Source organism: Pseudomonas sp. 14P_5.3_Bac1 (genome assembly GCF_025466135.1).
Taxonomy (GTDB): Bacteria; Pseudomonadota; Gammaproteobacteria; order Pseudomonadales; family Pseudomonadaceae; genus Aquipseudomonas.
Genome location: NZ_JANLOF010000057.1, coordinates 112,492 through 126,355 on the forward strand (window position 1 = coordinate 112,492; position 13,864 = coordinate 126,355).

9 protein-coding genes are annotated in these 13,864 nt (G+C 59.9%); 3 read left to right on the plus strand and 6 right to left on the minus strand.

The window, feature by feature from the left end; genetic code table 11:
* Window positions 1-210 precede the first annotated feature (210 nt).
* Window positions 211-1,533 carry a putative porin gene (locus NTD89_RS14420; protein ID WP_145159016.1) on the plus strand — a complete coding sequence of 441 codons (1,323 nt, stop codon included), beginning with the start codon at window positions 211-213 and terminating at the stop codon, window positions 1,531-1,533.
* Window positions 1,534-1,652: 119 nt separating this feature from the next.
* Here the strand turns inward: NTD89_RS14420 and NTD89_RS14425 are convergent, their stop codons facing one another.
* From NTD89_RS14425 to aceK, 5 genes are all read right to left on the minus strand, one after another.
* Window positions 1,653-1,886, minus strand: coding sequence for an anti-sigma factor family protein (locus NTD89_RS14425; RefSeq protein ID WP_106576374.1), 234 nt, complete (start codon window positions 1,884-1,886; stop codon window positions 1,653-1,655).
* On the minus strand, window positions 1,880-2,494 hold the full coding sequence (locus tag NTD89_RS14430) for an RNA polymerase sigma factor (protein ID WP_064453547.1): 615 nt from the start codon (window positions 2,492-2,494) through the stop codon (window positions 1,880-1,882). The genes NTD89_RS14425 and NTD89_RS14430 overlap by 7 nt, the downstream gene beginning before the upstream one ends.
* A gap of 130 nt (window positions 2,495-2,624) precedes the next feature.
* Complete coding sequence (locus NTD89_RS14435) at window positions 2,625-3,746, minus strand: beta-ketoacyl-ACP synthase III (protein ID WP_262208335.1); 1,122 nt, start codon at window positions 3,744-3,746, stop codon at window positions 2,625-2,627.
* Between the two features lie 340 nt (window positions 3,747-4,086).
* Complete coding sequence (gene hrpA, locus NTD89_RS14440) at window positions 4,087-7,998, minus strand: ATP-dependent RNA helicase HrpA (protein ID WP_262208336.1); 3,912 nt, start codon at window positions 7,996-7,998, stop codon at window positions 4,087-4,089.
* 70 nt (window positions 7,999-8,068) lie between these two features.
* Window positions 8,069-9,784 carry a bifunctional isocitrate dehydrogenase kinase/phosphatase gene (aceK, locus tag NTD89_RS14445; RefSeq protein ID WP_262208337.1) on the minus strand — a complete coding sequence of 572 codons (1,716 nt, stop codon included), beginning with the start codon at window positions 9,782-9,784 and terminating at the stop codon, window positions 8,069-8,071.
* A gap of 454 nt (window positions 9,785-10,238) precedes the next feature.
* Here aceK and NTD89_RS14450 point away from each other — a divergent pair, with 454 nt between their 5' ends.
* Both NTD89_RS14450 and NTD89_RS14455 read left to right on the plus strand, forming a co-directional pair.
* A complete protein-coding gene (locus NTD89_RS14450) occupies window positions 10,239-11,801 on the plus strand; it encodes a methyl-accepting chemotaxis protein (protein WP_410017218.1) in 1,563 nt (520 codons plus the stop codon).
* A 64-nt stretch (window positions 11,802-11,865) separates the two neighbouring features.
* Window positions 11,866-12,753 (plus strand): DMT family transporter, encoded by an 888-nt coding sequence (locus tag NTD89_RS14455; protein ID WP_262208340.1) that lies wholly within the window; start codon window positions 11,866-11,868, stop codon window positions 12,751-12,753.
* A gap of 713 nt (window positions 12,754-13,466) precedes the next feature.
* Here the strand turns inward: NTD89_RS14455 and NTD89_RS14460 are convergent.
* Window positions 13,467-13,808 (minus strand): GtrA family protein, encoded by a 342-nt coding sequence (locus NTD89_RS14460; RefSeq protein WP_262208573.1) that lies wholly within the window; start codon window positions 13,806-13,808, stop codon window positions 13,467-13,469.
* Between the last annotated feature and the right edge of the window lie 56 nt (window positions 13,809-13,864).

Below are 13,864 nucleotides of genomic sequence, written 5' to 3' on the forward strand. Positions count from 1 at the left end.
AATGGCACGACAAAGGCCAACTCAAATAGTTCCTTCTTAAATATTTTGTCATCTACATGACATCACTTAGCCACTGCCCCGTCATAAGTGATCGTGATACTGACGCCTGTTTTTAGAGCGCCTGGTTCTAGCAGGCGGCTATTTTCCGTCCGTCATCGGTCGGTTGTGTCCTGGGTGGTTTGCCATCCCTCCTCACTTTCGGAGATTGATATGCGTCTTGCTTCCACTAAAACTGCGGCGGCCCTGTGTGGCGGCCTGTTGCTGGCCCTGAGCGTTCCGGCCAGCGCTGCAGTCGACGCTAAATTGCTCGACATGCTCAAGGCCAACGGCCAGATCACCGCTGCGCAGTACACCGAACTGCAAGCGGAATTGGCCAAGGACCAGAAAGAAAAGCAGATCGCACAGCAAGCTCAACAAGAGACCAACGAGCAGATCGCGGCCACCGCGAAAAAAACCAATGACCTGAGCGTGTTCGACCAGAAACTGGCCTGGGCCGCGCGCACTCAACTCAAGGGTGACGTGCGCTTCCGTCAGGAAACCGTGAAGATCCAGGGCGAATCCAACAACGGCGGGCGTGACAAGGACCGTCAGCGCATCCGTGCGCGCCTGGGCGCCTACACCGAAGTCAACTCGCAGGTCGACACCGGCATTCGCATTGCCACCGGCAGCAGCGACGACGCGCGCTCCACCAACCAGGACCAGGACAACTACTTCGACAAGAAGTCGATCTGGCTGGACCTGGGCTACATCGACTACCACCCGGACCAGATCAAAAACCTGCACGTGATCGGCGGCAAGATGTTGCAACCGTGGGTCAACATGGGCGACGTGATCTGGGACAGCGACATCAACCCGGAAGGCCTGGCCCTGACCTACAAATACCCATTGGGCAGCAGCGCCGAGTTGTTCGGCAGCATCGGCAACTACAACCTCAAGGACAACGTCGACGGCGACGGCGTGCAATTTCGTCACGACCTGCGCCTGACGTCCGGCCAGCTGGGCACGCGGTTCTCGGTGACTGACAACTTGAAAATGACCCTGGGCGGCAGCGTCTACGCCTACCAGAACGACAAGGACAGCCGCTGCACGACCACCACCACGCCTTGCGCATTGGCGGTCAACGGCAACTCGGCCGACAACCAGTTCCGGCTGTACGAAGGCTTCGCCCAGGCCGACATCGGCGGCCTGGCAGTGCCGTTGGCGTTCTATGGCCAGTACGTGAAAAACAACGACGCCGTGACCGACCAGGACACTGCCTGGTTGATCGGTGCCAAATCCAAAGTGTTCGGCTTGAACCTGGACTACAACTACCGCGATATCCAGCGTAACGCCGTGGTGGGTGCCTTCACCGACTCGGACTTCGCCAACGGCACCACCGGCTCGCGCGGTCACAAGATGAAGGTCAGCTACGACATCGACAAGAACTTCGCCCTCGGCGCCACGTACTTCCTGACCAAGGCTGACTACGCCAGCCGCACGCAGCGTGATGCCAACACCAACACCCTGCAGTTGGATGCTGAAGCCAAGTTCTAATGAGTGTGCAATAAACCTTGGGCCAGGACGGCCCGAGGTGGTTTCAACAGCCTTGCGTGGGTGGATCGCCCCTCATCATCCGTTCGCCCCGCCCACGCGAGTCTGCATTATTCGCGCTTTTACTGATCTTTCAGCCGCTCGGCCACCAGCCGATCAGCCAATGCATCCACGTCCTTTACCGGTTCTTCCGGCATGATTTTCAACGTCGCCTGCATCAGGCGCATCTGACGGATAAATCGCCGGCAGTTAGGGCAAAACATCAAGTGATGACGCACCAGCAGACGTTCGCGAAAGGTCAATTGCCCATCGAGGTAGTCACTGGAACGTGCCACTTGTTCTTTGCAGGTCAACATTCGCCCGTTTCCTCAAAATGCTCCACCGTGGCGAAGACTTTAAGCCGTGCCCGATGCAACAGCACACGGACATTGGAGAGCGAGAGCGTCAGAAGATTACAAATCTCTTCCAACTCCAGGCCTTGGCGCTCACGCAGCACCAACACGCTGCTTTGCAGCTCCGACAAACTCAGCAACGTATGCTCCAGGCACTTGCGCAATTCATCCTCGGTCAGCAACGCCTCCGGGGTGTCCTGGTGCCAGGCGTACGGGGCGACGGCCCAGTGGCCATCGTCGGGGACGAAGCGATCGTCACCGATGGTGCCGTGAGGCGAGGGCAAATCGTCGAGCAACACTTCCCGGCGATTTTGTTTGTAGCGGCCCTTGGCGGAGTTGGCGGTGATGGTCAGCAGCCAGGTCTTGAGGCTGGAACGCCCTTCGAACTTGGCCAGGTTGCGCACCACCGACAACCACGCGTCCTGCACCACTTCGTCGGCGTGGCGCTGGCCGACAATGGCATAGGCCACTGCGCGCATGGCGCTCTGGTAGGTGGTGACCAATTCCTTATAGGCGCGCTGCTCGCCCTTGAGCAGCCTTTCCAGCAGGTGCGCGTCGTCGGCGGCTGCCATCGTTTACCTCAATCCTGCTGTGGAAATCCGATACCTGTGGGAGCTGGCTTGCCTGCGATAGCGACGGTGGCTCCACTATCGTCATCGCAGACAAGCCAGCTCCCACATTAAATCTGGCCAAATCCAACGATTAGCGTTTACGCAGGATCACGCTGCCGATCGAGTAACCCGCACCGAACGAACTGAGCACCGCCACGGCTCCTTTTGGCAAGTCGTCCTGGTAGGTGTGAAACGCGATCACCGAACCTGCCGAACTGGTGTTGGCGTAGGTGTCGAGAATCACCGGCGCTTCTTCCACCGAGGCTTCGCGGCCCAGCAGCTTTTTCACGATCAGGTGGTTCATGCTCAGGTTGGCCTGGTGCAGCCAGAAACGCTTCACATCGGTCACATTCAGCTGGTTTTCGTCCAGATGCACACCGATCAGTTCGGCAACCATCGGGCAGACATCACGGAAGACCTTGCGACCTTCCTGTACGAACAGCTTGTCCGGCGCGCCGATGCCCTCTTCCGCCGTGCGGTTGAGGAAGCCGAAGTTGTTGCGGATGTTGTTGGAAAACTTGGTCAGCAGTTTGGTGCTCACCACGTCGAACTGGTGCTCGGAAGTCGCCAGGTCGGCGCGCTCGAGAATCACGGCCGTAGCCGCATCACCGAAGATGAAGTGGCTGTCGCGATCACGGAAATTCAGGTGGCCGGTGCAGACTTCCGGATTGACCATCAGGATCGCCCGCGCCTGGCCCAGCTGGATGCTGTTGGCGGCGTTCTGGATACCAAAGGTCGCCGACGAGCACGCCACGTTCATGTCGAAACCGAAACCTTCGATACCCAGCGCTTCCTGGACTTCGATGGCGATGGCCGGGTAGGCGCGCTGCAGGTTGGAGCAGGCGACGATCACGCCGTCGATGTCGGCGGCAGTCTTGCCGGCGCGCTGCAGGGCCTGTTCGGCCGCGCCAACCGCCATCTGGCAAAGCACCGACCACTCGTCATTGCTGCGCTCAGGCAAACGCGGGGCCATGCGCTGCGGGTCGAGAATACCGTCCTTGTCCATAACAAAACGGCTCTTGATGCCCGATGCTTTCTCGATAAAGGCCGCGCTGGACTCAGTCAGTGCCTGGACCTCACCGCGCTCGATGGCGGCGGCGTTGTCAGTGTTGAACTGCTGAACATAGGCATTGAAAGACTGCACCAGCTCTTCGTTGGAAATGCTGTTGGCCGGGGTGTACAGGCCAGTGCCGCTGATGACGACGTTATGCACGGTCGTTCCTCTAAATCTGTCAGGCAGAAGATATTGGTACCGTCGTACCAAACTTTAAGTCGTTCGATTCCGTCCAGCGGGCATCAAACTGGCAACGCTTTATTCCATCGCGCCGCGGCTGCACACCAGCCCATCACGACGATCCCGGCATTTATGACCGCGAAGTTTGCCACAACTTCGGGGATTTGGCGCCATTTCCCGGATAAACCCGGTGCTGACTGTGGGCGCTGGCTTGCCTGCGATGACATCCCAGTGTTTTGACTGATACACCGCGGTGGCTGCATCGCAGGCAAGCCAGCTCCCACATGAGATCGGTTTTGCTCTGGAAGCCAAGAAAGCCTCAGGCTTCCACCTGGCTCCACTGCTTGCTCAAACGCTTATCGGAAATCGGCACTTTGGTGCCCAACTGCTGGGCAAACAACGACACGCGATATTCCTCCAACCACCAGCGATACAGCTCCAGCTGAGGGTCGCGCTTGCCTTCCTGGGCGTGTTTGTTCTGGCGGTTCTGGTATTGGGCCCACAGGCCGCTCAGCTCAGTGCTCCACACCCGGTCTTTTTGCACCTGGCTGGGCAGTTTCTCCAGGCGCAGCTCAATGGCCTTGAGGAAACGCGGCAATTCCTTGAACCACTGCGCCGGGGTTTCCCGCACAAAGCCCGGATACACCAGGTTGCTCAACTGCTGCTTGATATCGTTCAACGCCACCGCTTGGGCCAAGTCGATCTTGCCTTTGAAGCGCTTCTGCAAACCGTGCCAGAGCTTCAATACCTCCAGCGTCAGGCGCGCGAGGCGCTCGGCGTGCTCGGTCCAGCTGCCGCGCTTGCGTTCGGCCAGTGCCGCCAAACCTGCACCGTCACGCGGCAAGCTGGCTTCGCCTTCCAGTACGCAGGTGTCGAGGCTGGCCAACAGAATGTCTTCCACCAGTGCGTCGATGCGCCCCAGTTCGCGGTACATAAGGCCCAATTCGGTCAGGCCGGGCAGTTTGCCGCGCAGGAATTTCGCCGGCTCGGCCAATTGCTGCAGCAGCAGGCGCTGCAACGCGCGACGATGCTGGAACTCCGCCTCAGCGGCCGTCGAGAACCGCCCTTCCTTGACCGTGCCATTCTCTTCAACCAGCGCCGGGTAGACCGTCATCGACAGCCCGGCGATTTTTTGCTGGGTCTTCTCGGCCACCGCCGCAAACACCTTGGCTTGCACCGGTTGCTGGCTTTTCGCGGTTTGCGGCACGGCCAACGCGGCCTGGCTGGCCTCGGCAAAACGCGCGGTCAGCTCGGCCAGGTCGCGACCTTCGCCGAGGAACTTGCCCTGGCCGTCGACCACTTCCAGGTTCATCTTCAGGTGGTTTTCCACCTGCTGCGCCGCCTCGGCCCAGGCTTCATCGCTGACCCGTGCGCCGGTCATGCGCAGCAGTTCACGCCCCAGCGCCTGGGGCAGCGAGCCCTGGCCGAATTCGATGCGTTGCAGCGCCGCCTTGACGAAATCCGGCACCGGTACAAAGTTTTTGCGCAGCGCCTTGGGCAGGTTGCGCACCAGGGCAATGCACTTGGCTTCGATCACTCCCGGCACCAGCCATTCCAGGCGTTCCGGCGGCAACGCCGGCAGCAGCGGCGCCGGCACGCGCAGGGTCACGCCGTCGCGTGGGTGATTGGGCTCAAAGTGGTAACTCAAGGCCAACTCCAGATCGCCCAGGTGCAAGGTGTCCGGATAATGCAGGGCCGTGACTTCACTGGCCTCGCGGGCCAGCACGTCTTCCTCGCGCATGATCAGCAGTTGCGGGTCTTTCTGGCTGTTGACCTTGTACCAGCTGTCGAACGTCGCGGTCTGGTGGATCTCCGCCGGCAAGCGCGCATCGTAGAAGGCGTACAGGGTTTCTTCGTCCGCCAGGATGTCGCGGCGGCGCGCCTTGGCCTCCAGTTCGTCGAGCTGCTCCAGCAGTTGCTGGTTGGCCGTCAGGCACTTGGCCCGCGACTGAATCTCGCCGCGCACCAGACCTTCGCGGATAAACAGCTCGCGCGACACCACCGGGTCGATCGGCCCGTAATGCACCGGCCGGCGCCCAACCACAATCAGCCCGAACAGGGTGATCTGCTCAAAGGCCACCACTTGGCCGCGCTTCTTCTCCCAATGCGGCTCGAAGTGGTTTTTCTTGATCAAGTGGCCGGCCAGCGGCTCGATCCAGTCGGCATCGATCTTCGCCACCATGCGCGCATACAGCTTGGTGGTTTCCACCAGTTCGGCGGTCATCAGCCATTGCGGGCGCTTCTTGCCGATGCCCGAGGACGGATGAATCCAGAAGCGCCGCTGACGCGCGCCGAGGTAATCGCCGTCTTCGGTCTTCTGGCCGATCTGGCTCAACAGGCCAGACAACACGGCCTTGTGCAGCTTGGCAAAGTCCGCCGGCTCCTTATTGACGGTCAGCTGCATGTCGCGGCAAATCAGGCTGAGCTGGCGATGGGAGTCGCGCCACTCGCGCAGGCGCAGGTAATTCAGGAAGTTCTTGCGGCACCAGTTGCGCAACGGGCTGGCGGTCAATTCCTGGCGCTGCTCTTCAAAACCACGCCACAGATTCACCAACCCGGCGAAGTCCGAATCCGGGTCCTTCCACTGTGCGTGAGCCTGGTCGGCCGCTTGCTGGCGTTCCGGCGGACGCTCGCGCGGGTCCTGAATCGACATGGCACTGGCGACGATCAGCACTTCCTGCAAACTGCCCAGCTTGGCGGCTTCGAGCAGCATGCGGCCCATGCGCGGGTCCACTGGCAGGCGCGCCAGTTGACGGCCCAGCGGCGTGAGCTGGCTGTTGCGGTCGACCGCCGAAAGCTCTTGCAGCAGGTTGAAACCGTCGCTGATGGCCTTGCCGTCCGGCGGTTCGATGAACGGGAAATCGGTGATTTCGCCGAGGCGCAGGTGCAGCATCTGCAGGATTACGGCGGCAAGGTTGGTGCGCAGAATTTCCGGGTCGGTGAATTCCGGGCGGCCAATAAAATCCTCTTCGCTGTACAAGCGGATGCAAATACCCGGCTCGACTCGCCCGCAACGGCCTTTACGCTGGTTGGCGCTGGCCTGGGAAATCGCTTCGATCGGCAGGCGCTGCACCTTGGCGCGGTAGCTGTAACGGCTGATGCGCGCGGTGCCGCTGTCGATCACATACCGAATGCCCGGCACGGTCAGCGAGGTTTCCGCGACGTTGGTCGCCAGCACCACACGGCGGCCCGGGTGGGACTGGAAAATGCGCTGTTGTTCAGCCGGTGACAGGCGCGCATACAGCGGCAGAATTTCGGTGTGCTTGAGCTGGGCCTTGCGCAGCATCTCGGCGGCGTCACGAATCTCGCGCTCGCCCGGCAAGAACACCAACACATCACCGGGGCTGCGCCGTTCGCTGCGTTCATAGGCAGCAATTTCATCCAGGGTGGCGAGGATCGCCTGGTCGACGGTCAAGTCGTCCTCGACGCGGTTGCCCTCCTCGTCCTGCTCCAGGGTCAGCGGGCGATACCAGGTGTCCACCGGGAAGGTACGGCCCGAGACCTCGACAATCGGTGCATCGTCAAAGTGCTTGGAAAAACGCTCCAGGTCGATGGTCGCCGAGGTGATGATGACTTTCAGGTCGGGGCGACGCGGCAGCAGGGTTTTCAGGTAGCCGAGCAGGAAGTCGATGTTCAGGCTGCGTTCGTGGGCTTCGTCGACGATGATCGTGTCGTAGCGTTCCAGGTAACGGTCGTTCTGGGTTTCCGCCAGCAGGATGCCGTCGGTCATCAACTTGATCAGGGTGTTGGCGTCACTCTGGTCTTCGAAACGCACCTGATAGCCGACCAGCGCGCCCAACGGCGTGGCCAGTTCTTCGGCGACGCGGCTGGCGACGCTGCGCGCGGCGATTCGGCGCGGCTGGGTGTGGCCGATCAGGCCGTATTGGCCACGGCCGATTTCCAGGCAGATTTTCGGCAGTTGGGTGGTTTTACCCGAGCCGGTTTCACCGGCGATGATCAACACCTGATGCTTTTGCAGCGCTTCTTTGATCTCGTCGCGCTTGGCGGCAATCGGCAGGCTGTCGTCGTAGCGAATCACCGGCAGGCTGGCGCGCCGCGCCGTGACCTGTGCGCAGGACGCCTGCATGCGCGTGACCCACTGCGCCAGCTTGTCCTCGTCGGGCTTCTTGCGCAGCTCGAGCAACTGGCGCCGCAAGCGGTGGCGGTCGGCGAGCATGGCGTGATCGAGGTTTTTCAGCAGTTGGTCGATAGCGGGCGCTTGGTCAGTCATCAGATGCGTTTGGGTCGTCTATTTATGCAGGGGCCGGATTGTCGCAGAAAACCGCCAACGCGCGCGCCCCTCATTCGTTATCACGGCCTTTGCGCCGGTACGGGAACACGTCGATGACCTTGCCGGCGCGAATCGCGTCCTGCAGGCCTTTCCAGTAGTCGGCGTTGTACAGCTCACCATGCAGCTCATCGAACAGCTTGCGCTGGCCGGCGTCGGCAAACAGGAACGGCGGGAATTCTTCGGGGAACACATCCAGCGGACCGATGGAGTACCAGGGCTCCGAGGCCATTTCGTCCTCGGGCGTGCGCGGTGCAGGGATGTGGCGAAAGTTGGCTTCGGTGAGAAAGCAGATTTCGTCGTAGTCATAAAACACCACGCGACCGTGGCGGGTGACGCCGAAGTTTTTCAGCAGCATGTCGCCGGGAAAGATGTTCGCCGCCGCCAGTTGCTTGATGGCCAGGCCGTAGTCCTCCAGGGCTTCGCGCACCTGGGCGTCGTTGGCGTTGTCGAGGTAGAGGTTCAGTGGGGTCATGCGCCGTTCGGTCCAGCAATGGCGGATCAGCACGGTGTCGCCTTCCACTTCCACGGTGCCCGCAGCGACTTCCAACAGCTCGGCCAGGCATTCAGGCTCGAACTTGCTCAAGGGGAAGCGGAAATCGGCGAACTCCTGGGTGTCGGCCATGCGCCCCACGCGGTCGACGCTTTTGACCAGACGGTACTTCTCGATGACGGTGGCGCGGTTGACGTTTTTCGACGGCGAAAAACGGTCCTTGATGATCTTGAACACGGTGTTGAAGCCCGGCAGCGTGAACACGCTCATGACCATGCCGCGCACGCCGGGCGCCATGATGAAGCGGTCATCGGTGGTGGCCAGGTGGTTGATCAGCGCGCGATAGAACTCCGACTTGCCGTGTTTGTAGAAACCGATTGAGGTGTACAGCTCGGCGATGTGCTTGCCAGGCAGGATGCGTTTGAGAAAGCCGATGAATTCCGCGGGCACCGGCACATCGACCATGAAATACGAGCGCGTGAACGAGAAGATGATCGACACGTCGGCTTCGTCAGTGATCAGCGCGTCGATCTGAATGCCGCGCCCTTCGCGGTGCAGCAGCGGAATCACCAACGGCCATTGTTCGTCACGGGTGTAGATGCGTCCTACAAGGTAGGCGCCTTTATTGCGGTAGAGCACCGAGGAAAACAGCTCGACATTGAGGTCAGGATCTTTGCACACCCAGTCCGGCAGGTTCTCGCGCAATTGCGCTTCGAGCCGGCGCAGGTCGGTCGCAAGGTCTGCGTAGGGTTCGCTGAACGCGTAATCGGCGAAGACCCGCGCCAACATCGCCGTCAGGTCGCCCGCCGGCTGATAAACGCGGGTTTGCGCCGCACGCGCACGGCGCAGGCTCGGCCGCGTGGTGTGGATGAACATGCAGGCGTCGCTGATCAGGTCATGACTGAACAGGCCGCAGAAGATCGAGTTGTACCAGGTCTCGGACAGCTCATCGTCAAAGCGCAGGTCGATCAGGCCGATGTAGGCACGCTTCACCAACGGCCACGCGTCCACTTCCAGCAGCGTGGCCTCGTCGAACTGGGCACGCAGGCGCGCCGTTACTTCAGCGACTTTCTCTTCATACAAGTTGATCCGCGCCGCCGAAGCCGCCTGCCCTTGCTGCCACTGGGCCTTCTCGAAACGTTCACGGGCGCCGTCAGTGATCTGGCGAAAGTGCTCACGGTAATCGTCGAAGCCCTCGAGGATCATGCGGGCGATGGCGAGGGCGGATGGCGACATGCGGGAAACCTCGAACGGGCATCTGGAAGCCCTGAGCTTAGCCAGTGAAACGAAGCAGGAGAAGGATGATTTTCCGGGCTTATCTGTACCCCTTCGCGCAGTTTGTACATTTACTTTCAATTTTCCCAACTCGACCAAGCGGTCAATAAACGTACCGAAAAGTCTCACCGCGCACGCCTGTAGCCCCACAACCGTATGGCTTGGCGCTGGCGCGAGAGAACACCAGTGCTGTCGCCGATTCTCAGCACAGGTCACCGCCTCGATGCACCGTAAGGGAAACCCTGATTACCACCTTGATGGCACTTTGATATATAGCGCACCCCTTTTCCCACCCAAATCAGGTCCGAAGACCGGTCCGGGGACAGAAGCTAATCGCCTAAGGAGCACCAAGATGTCATTGAGGAATATGCGAATCGGTCTGCGCGCCAGTCTGAGTTTCGGGGTTTTGGCCGCCATGCTGGTGATTGTCGGCCTGTTTGGCCTGGGCCAGATGGCCAAGCTGCGGGAAAGCGCGCTGGTCATCGAAGCGTCATGGATGCCGAGCATCGAGAATATTCACGACAGTGCCGCCTATGTGGCCAATATTCGCCTTGAGGCCTTGCGCCTGGCGACCACCGACGAATCGCGGATTCGCGACAACAGCAAAAGCCTGATCACCCGCCAGAGTGCTGAGCTGCAAGCGCTGCTGACCCATCACGAAACCCTGACCAGCGGCGACGAAGAAACCGCTCTGCTGAAAAAACTCAAAGGCGATGTGGCGACCTATCTCGGCATCGTCGGGCAGATGGTTGCCCTGGTGGACAAGGATCAACAGCAAGACGCCATCGACCTGCTGACCAGCCGGCTGGCACCCCAAGGTGCGGTCCTCAACAAGAGCCTGGAGGACATGATCACCTTCAATCAGAAAGGCGTCGAAGACGCGGCCGACGCGGCCGCGCAGATGTATTCCAGCGCGCAGTGGGTAGTCGGCCTGATCATCGTTTGCGCGTTGATCGCCACCTTGTTACTCGCCTGGCTGCTGACCCGCAGTATCACCGCCCCCCTCGGCCAGGCCCTGGTCGTGGCACGCACCATCGCCGGCGGCGATTTGAGCCAGCCTGTGGTGGTCAAAGGCACCGACGAACCGGCGCAATTGCTGACGGCCCTTGCCACCATGCAGGGCCAGCTGCGAACCACTATCCATGGCATCAGCGAATCGGCGCAGCAACTGGCCTCCGCCGCCGAGGAGATGAGCTCGGTGATGGAACAGAGCACCCGTGGCCTGCAGGCGCAAAACGATGAAATCGAACAGGCGGCGACCGCCGTCAACGAGATGAGCGCGGCCGTGGACGAAGTGGCGGGCAACGCGGTGTCCAGCGCCGAAGCGTCCAAGGCCTCCGATGAAGACAGCAAGCACGGCCACTACCAGATCAGCGAAACCATCAGTTCGATCCAGAACCTGGTGGACGAAGTGCTTGGCGCCTCGAACAAAGCCGAAGGCCTGGCCGTGCAGGCTCAGGACATCAGCAAAGTGCTTGAAGTGATCCGCGGCATCGCCGGGCAAACCAACCTGCTGGCCCTCAATGCCGCCATCGAAGCGGCGCGCGCAGGCGAAGCCGGCCGAGGCTTTGCGGTAGTGGCCGATGAGGTGCGCTCGCTGGCGCAACGCACCCAGGATTCCACCGAAGAAATCGAACAGATGATCACCGGTATCCAGCAAGGCACCCAGGACACCGTCGACGCCCTCAACAGCAGCGCCGAACACGCCGGCCAAACCCTGCAACGCGCCAACAGCGCCGGCAGCGCGCTGGAGAAAATCACCGCGGCCATCTCGCAGATCAGCGAGCGCAACCTGGTGATCGCCAGCGCCGCTGAGCAGCAGGCACTGGTGGCCCGTGACGTCGACCGTAGCCTGGTGAACATTCGCGACCTGTCCACCCAAACCGCTGCCGGCGCCACCCAGACCTCAGCCGCCAGCCAGGAACTGTCGCGCCTGGCCGTGGACCTCAACGGCATGGTGACGCGGTTTGTCCTGTAATTAGCGATTGTGTCGGCCAGGCCTCTAGGCAACACTCGCCGCCTAATTCAGTTAGGAGTGTTCCGTGAGACCTGTCGACACCCTGTATTTGCTGGGGCTGGCTGCCATCTGGGGCGCGAGCTTCCTGTTCATGCGCATCATCGCGCCGGAAATCGGCACCGTGCCGACCGCATTTTTTCGCGTGTCGATTGCCGCCGCCGGCTTGCTGGTGATACTCGCAGCGATGCGCGTCAACTGGGACTTCCAGGGCAAGTTCAAGACCGTGCTGCTGCTGGGCGTGATCAACTCCGGCATCCCCGCGACCATGTACTCGGTGGCCGCGCAGGTGCTGCCGGCCGGCTACTCGGCGATCTTCAACGCCACCACGCCATTGATGGGCGTGTTGATTGGCGGGTTGTTCTTCAGTGAACGCCTGACACCGTCGAAAATCGCCGGCGTCAGCCTGGGCCTGCTCGGCGTGGCCGTGCTGACGCGCGCCGGGCCGGTGGCGTTTGACCTGGAATTATTGATGGGCGCGCTGGCCTGCCTGTTGGCCACTACCTGCTACGGCTTCGCCGGGTTCCTCGCACGGCGTTGGCTGGACCAACGCGGCGGCCTGGACAGCCGACTCGCGGCGCTGGGAAGCATGCTCGGCGCCACTTTGTTTCTGCTGCCGTTTTTTGCCTACAGCGCGATCAGCCATCCGCCGGCGAGCTGGGGTGGCTGGCAGGTGTGGGCGTCACTGCTGGGGTTGGGACTGGTGTGCACGGCGTTTGCCTACATCCTGTACTTCCGCTTGCTGTCGTCCATTGGGCCGGTCAAGTCGATGACCGTGACCTTCATGATTCCGCCGTTTGGGGTGCTGTGGGGCGCGTTGTTGCTGGATGAGCCGCTGTCGATGGCGCATGTGTATGGCGGGGTGTTGATTGGGGGGGCGTTGTGGTTGGTGTTGCGGGTGGCGCGCGCTAAGTAACTCATGGGATCACTGCAAGCTTCGAAGGCAATGCGCCCTTAAGGATGTGAAAAGATATGCGTGGTATAGGATTCCATTTAAAGGCAATCGCGCATGGGTCACTCAAAAAACTTAACGTTAAAAATTAAGGGAGTAGTAATTCCTTTCTGATACTCGCCATTGATGGCATGCGAGCATGCACGCGAATACTTTCTACTACGCAAGGCCTATCTCGCCATTGGCTGATTATGAGAAGCGTGCGCACTCGTGTATATACTTGCGCCGCGAGAGCATATGCACATCTTCATTTAATGAGACGCTCATTCCAGCGGACGCAACGGAGACTATTAATCGCGCAAGCTTGGCCAGCAAACAGCTGGCTCACAATTGGGAATGAAGCTTCAAGCGCAAGCGACGGACCTACCATTCAAACAATAGTATTTTTGCTCACTCCTGTGCGTTATAACCCGAGACAGTAAAAAGTGCCGTGGGGCGACTTAGAATGGGATTTTATTTCGGTAAACCACTTGTACGGCAATGCTAGTCGTGTCCGCAAAAATTGTTGAGGGCTTCATACGCAGTGTATATACGATAGCAATTGCGCTTGCCGGCGAATGCCGATTTTGGAGAGACCAAGCTTTGTGTGCCCCTGCTGCGCAGGGGGTAGGGAGGTATCTGAGAGTCATCAAGACTGATAGCGCCCCGAATTGGTTGGCTACCAGGGCCAATCAACTCTAATCAGCTCGCTTCAGGAACAACAATTTAGACAGTATGAAAGTCATAGGCACCGTAATGGCTATAGCGATTAATGGAGCGAGACGATCATCAAAGCCGAGTTGCTCTACCCAGACCCAAAGAATCAATAGACTTACAACATATTGCGCCAAGTAAATCAGCGGAAACAATAGAATGGATTTGATACCGTTATGACTTTTGAAAACAAAAAATCGATTTAGAATATACGCAAGTAAAATACCGCTAATGTACGCTATCGTATAACTTGTTTTGTAAGGCACCACGTTCAAAAGAAGCAAATAAATTCCATATGTCAGGGCGGTATTGAAACCACCCGACACGAGGAATCTAGCAAAATCTTTTTTAAAGATTTTACCTAAAGCCCGCTGAGGACTTA

What these genes read in the sequence shown, in the direction of transcription:
- NTD89_RS14420 (WP_145159016.1), top strand. Translation starts at nt 211, where the DNA reads ATGCGTCTTGCTTCCACTAAAACTGCGGCGGCCCTGTGTGGCGGCCTG.
- NTD89_RS14425 (WP_106576374.1), bottom strand. Translation starts at nt 1,886, where the DNA reads ATGTTGACCTGCAAAGAACAAGTGGCACGTTCCAGTGACTACCTCGAT.
- NTD89_RS14430 (WP_064453547.1), bottom strand. Translation starts at nt 2,494, where the DNA reads ATGGCAGCCGCCGACGACGCGCACCTGCTGGAAAGGCTGCTCAAGGGC.
- hrpA (WP_262208336.1), bottom strand. Translation starts at nt 7,998, where the DNA reads ATGACTGACCAAGCGCCCGCTATCGACCAACTGCTGAAAAACCTCGAT.
- aceK (WP_262208337.1), bottom strand. Translation starts at nt 9,784, where the DNA reads ATGTCGCCATCCGCCCTCGCCATCGCCCGCATGATCCTCGAGGGCTTC.
- NTD89_RS14450 (WP_410017218.1), top strand. Translation starts at nt 10,239, where the DNA reads ATGCTGGTGATTGTCGGCCTGTTTGGCCTGGGCCAGATGGCCAAGCTG.